The 14,530-nt window shown below is 63.4% G+C and carries 17 protein-coding genes; 6 read left to right on the top strand and 11 right to left on the bottom strand.

The window, feature by feature from the left end; translation table 11 throughout:
- Nucleotides 1–42 precede the first annotated feature (42 nt).
- Genes ACW5XD_RS08900 through ACW5XD_RS08875 form a run of 6 tightly spaced genes read right to left on the bottom strand, consistent with a single transcriptional unit; the run spans nucleotide 43 to nucleotide 5,173 of the window.
- Entirely contained in the window at nucleotides 43–1,230 is a 1,188-nt protein-coding gene (locus ACW5XD_RS08900) for an acyl-CoA reductase (RefSeq protein WP_456494586.1), read from the bottom strand.
- The gene (locus ACW5XD_RS08895) at nucleotides 1,227–2,285 is read right to left on the bottom strand and encodes a LuxE/PaaK family acyltransferase (RefSeq protein ID WP_456494585.1); all 1,059 of its coding nucleotides are present in this window, start codon (nucleotides 2,283–2,285) and stop codon (nucleotides 1,227–1,229) included. Before ACW5XD_RS08895 ends, ACW5XD_RS08900 begins: the two co-directional genes overlap by 4 nt.
- A complete protein-coding gene (locus tag ACW5XD_RS08890; RefSeq protein WP_456494584.1) occupies nucleotides 2,285–3,655 on the bottom strand; it encodes an AMP-binding protein in 1,371 nt (456 codons plus the stop codon). The genes ACW5XD_RS08895 and ACW5XD_RS08890 overlap by 1 nt, the downstream gene beginning before the upstream one ends.
- Complete coding sequence (locus ACW5XD_RS08885; protein WP_456494583.1) at nucleotides 3,655–4,404, bottom strand: SDR family oxidoreductase; 750 nt, start codon at nucleotides 4,402–4,404, stop codon at nucleotides 3,655–3,657. Before ACW5XD_RS08885 ends, ACW5XD_RS08890 begins: the two co-directional genes overlap by 1 nt.
- Entirely contained in the window at nucleotides 4,404–4,631 is a 228-nt protein-coding gene (locus ACW5XD_RS08880; RefSeq protein WP_456494582.1) for an acyl carrier protein, read from the bottom strand. The genes ACW5XD_RS08885 and ACW5XD_RS08880 overlap by 1 nt, the downstream gene beginning before the upstream one ends.
- A gap of 2 nt (nucleotides 4,632–4,633) precedes the next feature.
- Nucleotides 4,634–5,173, bottom strand: coding sequence for a GNAT family N-acetyltransferase (locus tag ACW5XD_RS08875; RefSeq protein WP_456494581.1), 540 nt, complete (start codon nucleotides 5,171–5,173; stop codon nucleotides 4,634–4,636).
- A 163-nt stretch (nucleotides 5,174–5,336) separates the two neighbouring features.
- On the opposite strand from ACW5XD_RS08875, the gene pseF reads away from it, so the two are divergent.
- Genes pseF through ACW5XD_RS08845 form a run of 6 tightly spaced genes read left to right on the top strand, consistent with a single transcriptional unit; the run spans nucleotide 5,337 to nucleotide 10,007 of the window.
- The gene (pseF, locus tag ACW5XD_RS08870) at nucleotides 5,337–6,032 is read left to right on the top strand and encodes a pseudaminic acid cytidylyltransferase (RefSeq protein WP_456494580.1); all 696 of its coding nucleotides are present in this window, start codon (nucleotides 5,337–5,339) and stop codon (nucleotides 6,030–6,032) included.
- Entirely contained in the window at nucleotides 6,022–7,278 is a 1,257-nt protein-coding gene (pseG, locus tag ACW5XD_RS08865) for a UDP-2,4-diacetamido-2,4,6-trideoxy-beta-L-altropyranose hydrolase (RefSeq protein WP_456494579.1), read from the top strand. The genes pseF and pseG overlap by 11 nt, the downstream gene beginning before the upstream one ends.
- A gap of 6 nt (nucleotides 7,279–7,284) precedes the next feature.
- Entirely contained in the window at nucleotides 7,285–8,331 is a 1,047-nt protein-coding gene (pseI, locus tag ACW5XD_RS08860; protein ID WP_456494578.1) for a pseudaminic acid synthase, read from the top strand.
- Nucleotides 8,324–9,619 carry a motility associated factor glycosyltransferase family protein gene (locus ACW5XD_RS08855; RefSeq protein ID WP_456494577.1) on the top strand — a complete coding sequence of 432 codons (1,296 nt, stop codon included), beginning with the start codon at nucleotides 8,324–8,326 and terminating at the stop codon, nucleotides 9,617–9,619. Before pseI ends, ACW5XD_RS08855 begins: the two co-directional genes overlap by 8 nt.
- On the top strand, nucleotides 9,616–9,876 hold the full coding sequence (locus tag ACW5XD_RS08850) for a hypothetical protein (RefSeq protein ID WP_456494576.1): 261 nt from the start codon (nucleotides 9,616–9,618) through the stop codon (nucleotides 9,874–9,876). Before ACW5XD_RS08855 ends, ACW5XD_RS08850 begins: the two co-directional genes overlap by 4 nt.
- Entirely contained in the window at nucleotides 9,873–10,007 is a 135-nt protein-coding gene (locus tag ACW5XD_RS08845; RefSeq protein WP_456494575.1) for a hypothetical protein, read from the top strand. The genes ACW5XD_RS08850 and ACW5XD_RS08845 overlap by 4 nt, the downstream gene beginning before the upstream one ends.
- Before the next feature lie 33 nt (nucleotides 10,008–10,040).
- On the opposite strand, the gene ACW5XD_RS08840 is transcribed toward ACW5XD_RS08845, so the two are convergent.
- The 5 genes from ACW5XD_RS08840 to ACW5XD_RS08820 are packed head-to-tail and all read right to left on the bottom strand — an operon-like array spanning nucleotide 10,041 to nucleotide 14,459.
- Nucleotides 10,041–11,402 carry a DUF4910 domain-containing protein gene (locus tag ACW5XD_RS08840; protein WP_456494574.1) on the bottom strand — a complete coding sequence of 454 codons (1,362 nt, stop codon included), beginning with the start codon at nucleotides 11,400–11,402 and terminating at the stop codon, nucleotides 10,041–10,043.
- Nucleotides 11,399–11,803: a VOC family protein gene (locus ACW5XD_RS08835; RefSeq protein WP_456494573.1), complete on the bottom strand. Its 405-nt coding sequence runs from the start codon at nucleotides 11,801–11,803 to the stop codon at nucleotides 11,399–11,401. Before ACW5XD_RS08835 ends, ACW5XD_RS08840 begins: the two co-directional genes overlap by 4 nt.
- Nucleotides 11,793–12,557 carry an AAC(3) family N-acetyltransferase gene (locus tag ACW5XD_RS08830; RefSeq protein WP_456494572.1) on the bottom strand — a complete coding sequence of 255 codons (765 nt, stop codon included), beginning with the start codon at nucleotides 12,555–12,557 and terminating at the stop codon, nucleotides 11,793–11,795. The genes ACW5XD_RS08835 and ACW5XD_RS08830 overlap by 11 nt, the downstream gene beginning before the upstream one ends.
- Nucleotides 12,554–12,784 (bottom strand): acyl carrier protein, encoded by a 231-nt coding sequence (locus ACW5XD_RS08825; RefSeq protein WP_456494571.1) that lies wholly within the window; start codon nucleotides 12,782–12,784, stop codon nucleotides 12,554–12,556. The genes ACW5XD_RS08830 and ACW5XD_RS08825 overlap by 4 nt, the downstream gene beginning before the upstream one ends.
- Nucleotides 12,777–14,459: an HAD-IIIC family phosphatase gene (locus tag ACW5XD_RS08820; protein ID WP_456494570.1), complete on the bottom strand. Its 1,683-nt coding sequence runs from the start codon at nucleotides 14,457–14,459 to the stop codon at nucleotides 12,777–12,779. Before ACW5XD_RS08820 ends, ACW5XD_RS08825 begins: the two co-directional genes overlap by 8 nt.
- Nucleotides 14,460–14,530 lie beyond the last annotated feature (71 nt).

The raw sequence follows: 14,530 nt of genomic DNA, 5'->3' as shown, positions 1-14,530 counted from the left end.
CTAATCCATTGAAGCTGCGGGATTTATGTGAGCCACACCCGATTATTCGCGTCGGCGGAGGCCACGACTGCACAGTTGCAGCATGTCGATGCCATCCCAGTGCCATTCGAATGCGAGCGCCTGTCCCGGCGCCACCACCCGGTCAATCCGGCATGTGGGGGCAGTCGGCAGCGCCGCTTCGACCCCGGCCCTGTCACCACCGACCCATACGCAGGTCTGCATGTCCCAGGGCTGTGCCAGCAGCTCATTCAGGGTATCGGCCACAAATTCGGCAACTGTACCTCCTCCGACGTGTGCGAGCCGCAGCGCGCTCGCCGGAGTCAATAAGGTGACGCTGGGCAAGCTGGTCACCTTCATTCCTCCCTGCTCGGCGGCATTTTGTTGACTGTGGATGAGTCGTTCCATCGCCAGGGCGGGATCGACAGCAAAGGGGGCAAACAGAGCTTCCAGCAGACGGCGGCGCAGCTCCTCGTCGGGCTCACCGAGCCAGCAGAGGGTGGTTGGTGAGGCGCAGGCCTGCTGGTTGAAGCGGGTGCAGTCCTGCTGCAGGGCATCCAGCGTTCGTTGCCACCCCTGCGGATCCAGCCCGGCCAGCCAGCGGTTGTCGAGCACCGCCATAGAGCGGCGATCCGGAAACACCACTTCCTGCGCCGTTGGTGCCAGGGGAATGGCCCGCACCTGGCGGATGGTCTCGTCGCCGCCCCAGATTATACGCAGCCGGCAGCGAGCCGACAGCCAGGCGGTAATGTCCTCGTCGTGGTCATAGCGAATGAAGCGGGTACGGGCGGTGACCTCTTGCCATTCACCGAGACTGAACAGTTCATTGAGGATCGCCAGCATGGCATCCTGCACCGGATCGCGGCGCGACGACAGCCGCACCACGCAGGGATTCCCCATCAGCAGGGCCATCAGCCAGGAGTAGAAGGCCACGGTCGGTACGTTGGAAGGCACCAGGTGAAACACGACGCCCACCGGCCCCCGCCCCTGCAGCCGTTGCCGCTCTCTGGCCAGCTGGCGCGGCCGCAGCCAAAAGCCGAACGCGGCCAGATCGGGATGACGCCGCCCCTCCTGCTGCAGGCGTGTCGACAGGGCCGCCACGAAGTCGCAGATGACGGGGGCAAAGCAGGGCAAGGGCTGCGGGTAGAAGGTTTGCCAGCCCGTCGTCGGCGCCACGAAGCTGACCGCCGGCCCCTCCTGCCAGAACCCGGTGCTCACTCCGGACGGAGTCATTGGAAGGTGTCGCTGCATCCCCTCACCTCGGCGCCTTGCTGGCGTCCTGATACCTGAAAATAACGGCCATGGCGGCCACAGGGGCAGTCATCCTCCCCCAACAGCACGCCGAGATCCTCGGTCAGCAGGCTGTGGCCCGGATAACTGCCGGGAATGGCGGAGAGCACCTGCAACAAACCGGACCTACCGACCCCGAGCGACTGATGGGTGAGCGGATCCCGCACCTGCAGATCGGCAAACACGGGGGCATGCAGATGCCCCTGCTCGCACTCGACGAAGATGGATCCCACCTGCTCCACCATGCCATAGAAGTTGTGTACTCGACCCAGCCCCAACTGCTCGCGGCAGCGCGCCTTGAAGGCGGGATTGTCCACCGCCAGATGCTGCAGCTTCTTCCAGCCACCGCTGTGAAACAAAATGCCCTGTGTCAGCGGCAGTTGCAGGCCGCGCTCGCGCAGCGGCTCCAGCAGGCATTGCCAGACCATGAAGGTAAAACCGAACAACAACACAGGCTGACCGGCATATTTGTCGCAAAACGCCTCTATCACCGGCCAGTTGGGCCGCATCTGCTCGTCGAGGGCATAGGTGTGGTCCCGGCCGAGGAAGGAGAGCCCCAGGGCGCCAGCGCCACGCGCCGAAAAGCCGCTGCGGTTCTGGATGAGAGCAGGCTGCTCCACCAGCAGCATGGGCAGCCGCTGCTTGCCGACAAACTCCTGCAGTATCTTCACCAGCACCTTGCTCTGCAGTGCGGCGGTCTCCCTGTCCAGCACGATCCGTGATGGCGAGCCAGTGGTGCCCGATGAGGTGAGCACTTTGAACACCTCGCTCTGCGGCACGCTCTGCCATTGGGCCAGCTTGAACAGCCGGGCCGCCAGACAGGGTAACTCGCCATAATCGGCAGCGTTTGCCGTCCAGCCGAAGGCTTGCAGCACATTGTCATAGGCCGTGCAGTGCGCCCGATGGTGCGCAGTCAGCGCATTGAGCCGCGCCAGCAGCAGCGCCTGTTTGGCGGCCTGGGGCAGGGCGAAGACCGGCGCGGTCAGCAAGCTTTCCATCATGCCTCCTCCGCCAGTCTGGTCAGGGCGGCATAGTCAATCTTGTGGTTAGCGGTGCGCGGCAGCTGTGCCACCTGTATCACCCGCACCGCCCGTGGCGGTGCTTGCAGCCACTGCGCCAGCTCACGCTGTAAGCCGTCGACCGTCAGTTCACCATGGGGTTCGACGACCGCCAGCAGGCAGTCATCACACCCGCCGCAGGCCCCCGTCCAGCCCCAGCGATGGAGCTGGCTCTCGACCTCAGCCAGGCTGACCCGCTTGCCGAACAGCTTGAGAAAACGGCTGAGCCGGCCGCAGATGTAGTAACGGCCCGCCTCGTCACAACGGGCCAGATCGCCGGTGGCCAGCTCCTGCAACAGGGCGCCCTGCACCAGATCCTCGACGGTAGTGGCATAGCCCAGCATGACGTTGTCACCGCGATAGACCAACTCCCCCTCCCCGGGCTTGCCCCCCTCCAGCTCGCGCAGGGAGAAGTGACCGCCGGGAATGGCGCGGCCGATGGCATCCGGATGGGTGACCACCTCGTGCGTCGCCAGCCAGGCCATGCGCGCCGTCGCCTCTGTCTGGCCATACATGACGAAGAAACGGCGCCCCAGCCGCAGGGCCTGTTCGGCAAACTGCTGCGCTAGCGCGGGTTCGAGTCGCCCCCCCGCCTGGGTCAGGGTCTGCAGGGAGGGATACCGGGCCCAGTCAAAGCGCAGCCGGGCCAGCATCTGATAGGTAAAGGGCACCCCGGCAAAACTGCTCACGCCGTGCTGCTCGACCTGCTGCCAGAAGTCGCGCTTCAGCACGCTCCCCTCGCTCTGCACCAGGGAGGCGCCCACCAGCAGATGGCTGTTGAGCACCGAGAGGCCATAGGAGTAGAACAGCGGCAGGCTGGTGATGGCCCGCTCGGCCGCCGCCAGCGCCAGATAATCGGCGATGGAGGCGGCGTTGGCGGCCAGATTGCGGCCCGATAGCCGCACCCACTTGGCACTGCCCATGCTGCCCGAGGTCGGCAGCAACACCGCCAGCTCGGGGTGCAAGGTGGGCGTCGTCGCGGCGAGCCGCTCCAGCTGGCCGGCGTCATTGATCCACCAGCTCACGCCAAACTGCCGGCAGCTGGCATCGTGTTGACTCGATGGGAGGGCGGGGTCTGCCAGCATCACGACATGCCCCAGCTTGAGCACAGCCAGATAGTGCAGCAGGTGGGCGGTGCGGGTGAAAAAGGGCAGATAGAATAGGCTGCGCTCGTCCGGATAGCTGGCAGCTAGCCGTGCGACCCGCCGTGCCAGCTCGCCGTAGGAGAGCCAACCTTCTTGCGGGTCGCACCAGGCTGGCGCCAGGTTGTCTTCCCGCAGATGGGCGAGCAGTGCGTGCGCGTGATCCATCAGACCAACATGCCTCCATCCACGCCTATGACCTGACCGGTCACGTAACTCGACAGGTCGGAGGCGAGGAACAGCGCTACTTTGGCCACCTCGTCCGGCGTGCCGATGCGCCCCATGGCAATGCTGGCGAGGCGCTCAGCGAACTTTGCTTCCGGGATCCCGCGAGCCATATCGGTATCGATAAAACCGGGGGCGATGGCGTTGACCCGGATCTGGCCGACAGCCAGCTCTTTGGCCAGTGACTGGGTGATACCGATCACCGCCGCCTTGCTGCCAGCATACACGGCTTGCCCGGCATTACCTACCCGGCCAATGATCGAAGCCATGTTGATGATGCTGCCACCACCGGTGCGTTGCATCAGGCGGGACGCGTACTGGCTGCAATAAAGAATACCGTAGGCATTGGTCGAGAATGTCTGCTCTATCTGATGTTGGCCCACCATGCCAATCAGGGCATCATCCAGAATCCCGGCATTATTGACCAGCACATCCAGCTGGCGGGTTTGGGCAAACAGCTGCTGAAACGCCTGCTTGACCGCCTGCGGCTCGGCTACGTCGAAACAAAGTGGCTGGCAGGGCACGCCGAACTCGCTGCCGAGAGCGGCCGCCAGCTGGCTCATGGCCGCTTCATTGCGGCCCCCCAGCCATAGCTCAGCCCCCTGCGCGGCGTACTGGCGCGCGATGGCGAGACCAATACCGCGCCCTGCCCCTGTGATCAAAGCCCGCTTGCCCTGCAGCAACCCCTGCATCAGGGGGCGACCCCGTATTTGGCCAGAATCTCCCGCGCCTTGGCGACCGAGCTCATGTCGATAATATCATCCGTATCGAGCAGAACGCCGTAGCAATCCTCCAGCTGGGCAATTAGGCCCATATGAGCAACGGAATCCCACTGGGGGATCCCCTGATAACTGAGCGTATCGCAAATCTGTTCTAGTGGAATGCCCAATGCCTCGGAAAAAATCTGTTCAAGTTGCATCATCAATACCTTATAAAACGAGCTATTTTGGCACGGGCAACCAGATAGGGTTCCCGCTCCAGAATATACAAACCAAGGCCATCCTCACCCTCATCGTAACGACGATAGCCAGCCGCCTCATGAAAGCGGATCGAAGCTGGATTATTGGCAAAAATTTTGCCAAATAGCTGCGACAAACCTAGCATTTCAAAAGCCAAGTCATTGAGTGCAAAGGCAACACAAAATGGCACTATATTATTGCGATACTCATCAACATAGATATACATACCCGGCTCACAACTTCCAACTTCACGATTCACTCTGATAAGGGACGCGACCCCAATAGGTTGTTCTTTAAACCAAACCAGATAATAAAACCTGTCATTCGCCAGCTGTAGCCGAGTAAACCACTGCTGCTGCATTTCGATCGTGATATGAGTCTTGTCCAGCATCAGGTCAGCAATCTTGGGATCGTTACGCCATTGACGAACCATTTCAATGTCATCCTGAACCAGCGGCACCAGCCGGACACCATAGCGCGCAAACCCTTCAACGTCTGTCATATTATTGTTTACCTCACCATGATTTTTTGATTATCTCTTTTACCATCAATGGCTTCAATCAATCATCCAGCGCCTGCAAAACCAACGCAGCAGACCATACTCCACTTAAAACAGGTTACAATCCTGCCGATAAGGCCTTATCGGCTTCTCATAGGGGAACTTCATGGCTATCGCCATCATTCCGGCCCGGGGCGGCAGCAAGCGCATTCCCCGCAAAAATATCCGCCCCTTCTGCGGCCAGCCCATGCTCGCCTACGCCATTCAGGCGGCCAGGGCGGCAGGTTGCTTCAGCCGAATTGTGGTCTCCACCGATGATGAGGAGGTCGCCGGCATTGCCCGCCAACTCGGCGCCGAGGTGCCCTTCCTGCGTCCCTCCAGCCTGGCCGACGACCATACCGGCACCACCCCAGTGGTGATCGATGCCATCCGGCGACTCGACGATCTCGGCATGCAGGCGGAATACTACTGCTGCATCTATGCCACAGTGCCTCTCATTCAGGCCAGTGATCTGAGCGCCGCCCACAACCGCCTGCTCGCCAGCCAGGCGCCCTTCGTCTACACGGTCGCCGAGTTCGGCTTCCCCATCCAGCGGGCGGTACGCATGGACGCACAGGGCAGAGTCAGCCCCTTCTGGCCGGAGCAGATGGCGAAACGATCCCAGGATCTGGAACCCGCCTACCAGGATGCCGGCCAATTCTATTGGGGTAGCCGCGCGGCCTGGTTGGGGGGTATCAGCCCGGTGGGCGGGGAAGGGATCGGCCATATTCTGCCAAGGCACAGGGTGGTCGACATAGACACGCCGGAAGATTGGCGCCTGGCCGAACTGCTCTTTCAAGTGCTGGCCCAAGATGACGTTTAAGGTTGCCTTCCGGCTCGATGCAGGCGCCGAAATAGGGCTGGGCCACCTGATGCGTTGCCTGGCCATCGCCGATCGGCTGCGGGCTGCGGGGGCCGAGTGCCACTTCCTCTGCCACGACTTGTCCGCACATCTGCTGCCGCTGCTGCGGCCTCATCACCATCATCCCCTGAGTGCACTGGACGACGCCGGCACCCTGCCCCGCCTGCAGCCCGACTGGCTGATCGTCGATCACTACCGGATTGACCAGCGGCTCGAAACAGAGCTGGCGGTCCACTGTAATCAGCTGCTGGTGATCGATGATCTGGCCGATCGCCCGCACCACTGCCAGTTGCTGCTGGATCAGGGACCACTGCGCACAGCCGCTGATTACCAACCGCTGATCCCGGCGGATTGCCAACTATTGCTTGGCACCGACTATGCCCTGCTGAGGCCAGCCTATCGCCAGCTGGCACGTCAACAAACCAGCCAGTGGCAGCGAGGGCTCATCTGCTTCGGCGGCGCCGACCCGGCCGGTGCCTGCCTCACTACCTTCAACAGTCTGACCCGGCTACCTTGGGCCCGTACCATCCGCTGGACCTTGGTGGCAGGCGGTGCCAACCCCTTCTGGCCCGAGCTGGAGCAGAGGGTGGCCGAGCTGTCCGAGCTCAAGATCGTGCTGCTGCGCCAGAGCGACCAGATGGCCGACCTGATGAGCCGGCACGACTTCGCCATCGGCGCCGCCGGCGGCATGACCTGGGAGCGGGCCTGTCTCGGCCTGCCGACCCTGGCGGTGCCCATCGTCGACAACCAGCAGTTCAACGATCAAGTTATCGCCCGCTTCCAGCTGGCCGAACGGCTGACGCTGAGCGAGCTAGCCGAGCCGGCGCGGCTCCTGCAAGCCCTGCAGCAACTGGAGCAGCAGGCTGATGACTACCGCCGCCGCGGCCAGCAGCAGGTGGACGGGCTGGGGCTGGATCGGCTCACCGCCTGGCTGCTGCCCCAAGCCGGCAGCCGGCTGCAGCCCGATGGCCCGCGGTGGCGCTTCCTTTACGATGACCAGCCGCTGATCACCCTGACTCTGAGCGGTCAGCGGCTGACATGGCAGGCCGCCCGGCCACTTCAACCTGCGGAGTGGCAAGAGCTGGCACATCGCTTGCAATGCATTTTCTCCCAATTTCCCCTCTATCTTGCCGAGCCACCGCAGATAGCGCCCCCTGCCCCCTGGCAGCCGGTGCCGCAAGGCTGGCAACTTGGCACAGGAGCCTGACCACAGATGCAGATCGCCCATCAATCCATCGGCCCGGCGCAGGCGCCCTACGTGATCGCCGAGCTCTCGGCCAACCACAACGGCAACCTTGAACGCGCGCTGGCCATCATGACCGCCGCCAAGGCGGCCGGGGCCAGTGCGGTCAAACTGCAGACCTACAGACCCGACACCATCACCCTCAAAAGCGACAGGCCCGAGTTTCAGATCCACGGTGGTCTGTGGGATGGTCACAGTCTGTACGATCTCTACGAGTGGGCGCACACCCCCTGGGAGTGGCATCAGGCCCTGTTTGCCAAGGGGCGCGAGCTGGGGTTGACGGTATTCAGCAGCCCGTTCGATTTCAGCGCCGTGGATCTGCTGGAATCCCTCGACTGCCCGGCCTACAAGATTGCCTCCTTCGAGCTGGTGGATCTGCCCCTGATCCGCTACGCAGCCCAGACCGGCAAGCCGCTCATCATGTCCACCGGCATGGCGAACGAGGCCGAGATCGCCGCCGCCGTCGAGATGGCGCTCAAGCACGGTAGCGGCCAGCTGGCGCTGCTGCACTGCGTCAGCGGCTATCCGGCGCCGGCGGCCGAATACAACCTGCGCACCATCCCCATGCTGCGCCAGCGCTTTGGTGTCGAGGTCGGACTCTCCGATCACACTCTGGGTGCGGCGACCGCCATCGCCGCCACCGCGCTCGGGGCAACCCTCATCGAGAAACACTTCACCCTGGCCCGCGCCGACGGCGGACCGGATTGCGCCTTCTCCATGGAACCGGCCGAACTCACCGAGCTCATTGCCTCGGTCAACACCGCCCATGCGGCGCTCGGGGTGGCCGACTACCAGCTCACCCAGAGCGAGCAGGGCAACCGCGCCTTTCGCCGCTCCCTCTATCTGGTCAAAGATATTGCGGCCGGAGAGGCGCTCACCGCCGCCCACATCAAGTCGGTGCGCCCCGCCCTCGGCCTGCCTCCTGCCGATTACGATCGACTCATCGGCAAGCGGGTCAGCCGCGACATGACGGCCAATCAGCCGCTGAGCTGGGAGTGGATAGACAAAGATGAGTGATGAACTGTTCGCCCAGCACGGCAGGCTCGTCAGCCAGCGCTGGCCAGCCCTCTGGCCCCGCCTGCTTGCACAGGACGTGGAGAGCATCCAGGCCGAGCTGACCGAAGGGCTGGGCTCGACCCTCAGCATCGATGGCATCCAGCTCACCAGCCGGCACGATCGGGTGAAAGAGGCCGAGCTGCAGGCGGCCAGCCTGCCCGAGGTGGCCGTGCTGCACCTCTACGGCACAGGGCTCGGCGATCTGCCACGCGCCCTGCTGGGCCGCGCCGGCCTCAAGCGGCTGGAAGTGAAGATCATGAATGGCGCCCTGTTTGCGCTGGTGCTGCGGCTGCTGGACCAGCAGGACTGGCTGGCAGACCCCAGGATCGAACTGATGATGGCGGGGGACGAGAGCGAGATCCGCCTGCCCTTCTTCGCCCTGCCGCCCGAGTTGCTGCTGGTGGAAGACGCCGCCGCCCGCATCCGGGACAGGCTGGTCAGCGAGATAGAGCGGCCGTTTGCCAGCGCCAGATTCGACGCCGAGCACCCTGATGTCACTCGGCGACTGGCCGAGAACCGCGAGCTGCTGGTCGGCGACGGCGATGTGGCGTCCCTGTTCGGTCTGGCACGTGGCAAGCAGGCCCTGATCGTCGCCAGCGGCCCGACACTGCAGCGCAACCTGGCCACCCTGCAGGCCCAGTTGCAGACCCGGCGTCAGGACTATCTGCTGATCAGCGTCGACACTGCGCTGGCCTTTCTGCTAAGCCACGACATCCGGCCAGACATAGTGGTCACCATAGATGATGCCATCCACGGCAGCCGGTTGCCCGCCGACCAATCGGCCCAGACCACCCTGGTCTACTACCCCACAGTGCCGACGGCAGCCCTGCTGGCCTGGCAGGGGCCGCGCAAGGCAGCCTATTCCCGCAGTCCCATGTACCAGACACTGAGGCAGGAGCTCCCCAAGGGAACCCTGCACTCGGGCGGCAGCGTTATTCATCCCGCCGTGGATCTTGCCGTACAGATGGGCTGCCAGCAGGTCATACTGCTGGGGACAGATTTTGCCTTCCCCGGCGAGCTCACCCACTCCGGATGGGCGGATGGCGCACTCGGCCCCAGTGCCAGCCAGGCGCTCAGCTGGACCCTCGACGGACATGGGCGCCGGGTCAAGACCAACCCTAACTTCTCCGCCTATCGCACCGAACTTGAGCGATACATAGCGCGCCATCCCGAGGTGCATTTCTGGAACAGCAGCCGTGAAGGGGCCGAGATAGCGGGCTGCAGCTACCACCCGGAGTACGAGTCATGAGTGATAGCCTGACAATCCGCATCAGGGTGCTGGCACACCAGTTCCGGCTGGGGCAGTCGCTTGCCGCGAGCCAGACCCTGCCCGGTTTGCTGCAGGAGGCCCTCACCGCACGGGGCAGCCTGTCACCCGAGCTGATAGCCGCCCTGCTCCGCAGCCAGGAGCGACAAGACTGGCTGGGGCTGGCCGATTACCTCGAATATGAGCTGGTACATACCCTGACAGCCCCTTCCTCCCCCACCACAGGAGATGTTTCATGATCAAGGCGATTTCCAATGCCTCCGGCGAGGAGCTGTCTCGCCGCCAGACCTTCAGCGAACTATTGCGCGCCAGCCCGCTGCCCCCGGCTGAGCTGCAAAACGAAAAACAACCTGGGGCTAAACTGCCATAGCATCTGCCGCACCCCACACAACCCGGGGCCGGCCTATCTGGTGATAGAGTAATCCGGTCGCTGGCTGAGGCGACGCAGCAGCCCGGCTTCCAGCAGCATGCTGGCCAGTGGGGCCACCCGCCAGAAAGGCACCTTTATGGTCTCGGCGATCTCGAAAAGGGTCAGCTGGCCATCGCTGTAGGCCAGCAGATTCATCATCTCCCTCACCTGCCAGCCCGAATAGCGGGTCGACAGATCCGGATAGAGACCCCGCTTGCCCAGCTGGGGCTCGCCCAGCACAGTCACCTCGCAGCGCTCGTCCAGCTCCAGACACTCGATGGCCCGGCGCAACGCCAGGAAGCCACCCGCCAGACCAGCCGGGGTCACCAGCGAGAGATCATCCAGCGAGGTGTGGTACTCGGCATAGCAGCCATATTTGCTGCGCATCAGGGTAGTGACCGGCAGATCGATACCGGGGGCGCACAGCTGACGCTCGTTGGAGCCTCGCTCCAGGAAGCTGTAAGCCTTGTAACCCGGCGCCAGGTGGCCAAGCACATGACGGCCGATGCGATCGGCCAGGCTGTTGCCCTGGCGTGAGGGCAGGAAGGAATAGCTGCGCTCATCGCCCAGGCAGGTCAGGTTGAAGCCGGCCAGGGTGTGCCGCTTGAGGTGATCCAGATGGCGGGAGAGATAGACGATGGCCCCCAGGGTTTCGGGCACCAGCATCAATCGATAGCTGTAACGGCGCTTTGGCAGGGAGGCGAGCCAGGCCATCAGGAAGACACCGACACAAGGGCCTGACAGCTCGTTGTTGGCCATGGAGGGGTGACAGGTGTAGCTGGACAGCAGTATCTCCTGCTCGCTCTCTCCAGGCAGAACCCAGTCGCCATAGGTGAGCGAGCCGGGCGCCAGGCTGGCATCGATCACCACCTCATAATCCCCCTCCGGCAGCGCCTCGCGCACCCTGTGTGGCAGGCAGAAGCCCCAGCGACGCTTGTAATAGGAGGTGACATAGGGAATGGCATCCGGCATGTCGGGCAGGGAGTGCAGATGGAGCTGCAGTTCGGCCAGCGAGAGGGTGCAGCGCACCGGCTCCGAATAGCCCACCAGATGCAGGTTGTGATCCTTGAAATCCACCACCTTGCAGCCGTCCGGCCCCACTATGTAGGCCTGCTGTACGTTCCACTCATCGGGCACCGTCCAGTCGAAACATTCGGTGCCGCTGGCCACCTCCCGGATCTGCAGCTCAGGCAGACAGTGCTGGCGAATCAGGGCCAGAGTCTGGCGTACGCCATCGCCAGTCAAGCTGCGGTTGAGGGGGAACAGCAGGGTCAGCAAACGATGCAGCTGCTCACCGATCTGCGCCTGGTCATCCCAGTCGGTGGGCAGATAGTCGCTCTTGTGAGAAGAACTCATATGACAGGTGCCTCGATCAACTCGACGATATGGCCAAGGGGGCTCAGGAAAAACTGGACGTGGGCGCCACCGAAGGCGATGGCTGGCTGGCTGGGGCCGAGGGGAAGGTGACGCTGATCCCGCAGTCTGGCGGCACTCTCAGCGAGGCAGTGCACCCGATAGGCCAGATGATTGATGACGTTGCGCCGGGTCTTGAGCACCTGGGTCACAGGACTATCCTCTGTCGCCGGCGCCACCAGCTCGTAGCAAAGTCCGCCCTCATCGTGCACGAACTGCACCCATACCTTCTGCAACGGATCTTCCACCGCTACCGAGAAGCGACTCAGCCCCAACACCTCCCGGCAATAGGCCTCACCGCTGGCGAGATCCGGCACCACCAGGCCTATATGGTCAAATTGCATGAGATGCTCCTCCTGCCCGGATCAGGGCGTATGGTGCCGTCGCCACCAGCTCACTGGCGGCCAGGATGAAATCGCGGCAGGACACGGCCCAGACCGGCACCCGCTGGCACAGGGTCTGATGCCAGGCGCCCCTTTCCTGCAGCAAGGCCACCAGCCGGGAGAGGTCGATCTCGCTGGCCAGCGACAGGTCGCGCACATAGTAGTCGGCCTGCCAGTCGCGCAAAACGCCGGCAACGCACACTTGTCCCTCGAACAGTTTGTGATAGCGATAGGGCACGGCCAGTCGTTGCTCCACATAGTGGGTGAAGGTGATCCTGTCCGGATGACAGCCCAGGCCCAGCAACCAGCCATCCTGATCCGCCAGCCAGCCAAACGGGCTCTCCTGACCGAAGCAGTCGTGACACTCCCGAGCCGCCAGCTCGGCCCCGTGGGGGCCGCTGATGGCCACGCTAAAGATGGAATCCCGCGTGCGGGTCACGCCGTCACGCTGCCTGAACACCTCAGTCATCAGCCCCACCTTGCTCGGGGTAAGGGCAGGGTCAAAGCACTCGTCCGCCATTGGGCTGTAGGTGAAGGTTGGCACCAGCAGATCCCCCGCCAGCCACTGCTCCAGACAGGTCCAGAAGGCGGCTATTCCCTGGGCATTGCCCATACCGGGAAACTGAGCCACGACCATGGCGTCCGAGTGCACCATAAGGGCACTCCCCTTGGGGATCCCCAGCTCGCTCAGTGCCTGCTCGATGGCCTGTTTCACCCGGCAACCCCTTTGCGCTGCAGAGCCTGTCTGATATCGGCCAGGCTCTTCAGCTCGGCCAGCTCCTGTGGCTCGAACCGCACGGCAAAGTGCTGCTCGATGAGCAGCAGCAGATTGAAGTGACCCAGGGAGTCCCACTCGGGAAAGCTGCCGAGACCAAGGGCGGCCTGCTCGTTGATGCTGGCTTGGGGAAATTGCTGGCGAACCAGCGCGATGAGGTCATTCATTGGCATAAAACTCCAGAAACGGGAGAGAAAGAGAGGGGAGATCCAGGCAGAGAAACATCTCGTCCGCCAGCGGCGTCAATCCCGCTGGCGTGGTTATCGGCCGGGTTGGCAGGGTCGCCAGAAAATCCCGCGCCGGCTGGTTGCGATCCGTGGGCACCACGCTTATCACCAGTTGGTCAACACCCTTTGCTATCAGTCGGGCAGCCAGTTGTGCGAGCAGCCAGTATTCGAAACCTCGCCCCAGCACCCGACAGCTGATGGCCAGGGTATCCAGCAGCGCCTGTCCGTCATCGAGTGGGCGTACCACCAGCAGGGCTGTCATGCCGTGATCGGCAAACGTGTCCTGTAGCGAGGCCAGCCAAACCTCGCCCTGCGTACTGGCAAGCTGTGCCAGATCACCCGCCTGATAGCGGCGGGCGGAGAGATTGAACTGGTTGGTCTTCTGGCTCAGCTGCTCGGCCCGCAGCTGATTGCTCTGGGTGAGCGGTTGCCAGCTCGCTCGTAGCCCCAACTGTTGCAAGAAGGCCTGTTCGTCGCCCAGTTGCTGGCGCACCGCATTCGCCTCTGCCTGTGCCAGATAGGAGCCCTGGCGCAAGCTGTCATCATGGCTCTGGTGGCGGCTCTGCAGCTCGGCGAGCGTCATCAGGGCATCGGGCCAGCCCCAAAGTTCGGCGGGGGGCGTGATGACGGTGGCCTCGGGGCAGTTGGCGCGTACCTCGGCACGCTCCAGCTCGCTGTCATCCCAGAACACCAGGCTGTCCAGCCCGACATTGAGCCGCTCTGCCAGGCGCTGCAGGCCCACCGATTTAGGGCCCCAGCCAATCTCGGCCGCGGCTATGTGATGGCGTTCAAGCACCATGCCCTGGTGCTCATCGAACAGCCGCCACACATCGTCGGCCAGATTCTTGGAGCAGAGCGCCAATATGATGCCCTGCCCATGCCAATGACAAGCCGCCTGCTGGAAAGCCTGATAGAGACGCCCCACCCCATCCTGCCCCAGCAGGACGCCACCCACGTCATCTTCGCCGACTACGCCACCCCAGAGGGTATTGTCGCAATCGAGCACCAGCACCTTGTGAGCGGGCCTGTGCAGCCGCTGCAGCAAGGGGGCAATCCACTGCGCCAGACTGGCCAAGCCGGCCATGGAGAAGGGGCAGGACATCAGGTAGTGATTGCGGTTGTCGAAACAGTGGGGGCGACCCTGCTGTTGCAACCAGAGCGGCAGGTGCAGGTCATCCAAGCCGGGATGCTGCTGCCGCAAATGGGCAAGCTGGCGCTCGAATTCACGGGCCAGACAGGCAAGCGCGGAGGGCGCCGCGCCAAATACGGAGGCAGGGGAGCGACTGCAGACACCGACCAGCAGATGATCCTGCGGCCGACGCTGCAGACGCTGTTGCAGGGGCTGACAGAGTGATGCGACGAAGGCGGCCACGGCCAGCTGCTGCGCCTCTTGTGCCAAACCGCTCCACCCGACCAGCGTCTGTGCCGGCACCAGATCTTCCCACAACCAGATGATGATGTGAGTCTGGGAAGCGACCTCTTCGGCTGGAGCCATCAGGGTTTGCAGCCACTGCCCATGGGGCGCGACCTGCACCTCGCCATGGGCAGCCAGCGACCGCCAGGCCAGGTTGCCCGGCATCAGGAATGAACTGCCACTGAGATGAATCGCCGTCATGACTTCCCCCGCTTCGCTATCGGTGCCATCCAGATTGCAATGGCATGGCTGGATCGTCTTTGATCTTCCCG

This window comes from Aeromonas enterica, from assembly GCF_054052465.1.
The sequence above is the reverse complement of the archived record's forward strand: the minus strand, read 5'-3'. Positions and strand labels throughout refer to the sequence as shown.

Coding starts and splice junctions, on each gene's coding strand:
- ACW5XD_RS08900 (WP_456494586.1), bottom strand. CDS start 1,230: ATGACTCCGTCCGGAGTGAGCACCGGGTTCTGGCAGGAGGGGCCGGCG.
- ACW5XD_RS08895 (WP_456494585.1), bottom strand. CDS start 2,285: ATGGAAAGCTTGCTGACCGCGCCGGTCTTCGCCCTGCCCCAGGCCGCC.
- ACW5XD_RS08890 (WP_456494584.1), bottom strand. CDS start 3,655: ATGGATCACGCGCACGCACTGCTCGCCCATCTGCGGGAAGACAACCTG.
- ACW5XD_RS08885 (WP_456494583.1), bottom strand. CDS start 4,404: ATGCAGGGGTTGCTGCAGGGCAAGCGGGCTTTGATCACAGGGGCAGGG.
- ACW5XD_RS08880 (WP_456494582.1), bottom strand. CDS start 4,631: ATGCAACTTGAACAGATTTTTTCCGAGGCATTGGGCATTCCACTAGAA.
- ACW5XD_RS08875 (WP_456494581.1), bottom strand. CDS start 5,173: ATGACAGACGTTGAAGGGTTTGCGCGCTATGGTGTCCGGCTGGTGCCG.
- pseF (WP_456494580.1), top strand. CDS start 5,337: ATGGCTATCGCCATCATTCCGGCCCGGGGCGGCAGCAAGCGCATTCCC.
- pseG (WP_456494579.1), top strand. CDS start 6,022: ATGACGTTTAAGGTTGCCTTCCGGCTCGATGCAGGCGCCGAAATAGGG.
- pseI (WP_456494578.1), top strand. CDS start 7,285: ATGCAGATCGCCCATCAATCCATCGGCCCGGCGCAGGCGCCCTACGTG.
- ACW5XD_RS08855 (WP_456494577.1), top strand. CDS start 8,324: ATGAGTGATGAACTGTTCGCCCAGCACGGCAGGCTCGTCAGCCAGCGC.
- ACW5XD_RS08850 (WP_456494576.1), top strand. CDS start 9,616: ATGAGTGATAGCCTGACAATCCGCATCAGGGTGCTGGCACACCAGTTC.
- ACW5XD_RS08845 (WP_456494575.1), top strand. CDS start 9,873: ATGATCAAGGCGATTTCCAATGCCTCCGGCGAGGAGCTGTCTCGCCGC.
- ACW5XD_RS08840 (WP_456494574.1), bottom strand. CDS start 11,402: ATGAGTTCTTCTCACAAGAGCGACTATCTGCCCACCGACTGGGATGAC.
- ACW5XD_RS08835 (WP_456494573.1), bottom strand. CDS start 11,803: ATGCAATTTGACCATATAGGCCTGGTGGTGCCGGATCTCGCCAGCGGT.
- ACW5XD_RS08825 (WP_456494571.1), bottom strand. CDS start 12,784: ATGAATGACCTCATCGCGCTGGTTCGCCAGCAATTTCCCCAAGCCAGC.
- ACW5XD_RS08820 (WP_456494570.1), bottom strand. CDS start 14,459: ATGACGGCGATTCATCTCAGTGGCAGTTCATTCCTGATGCCGGGCAAC.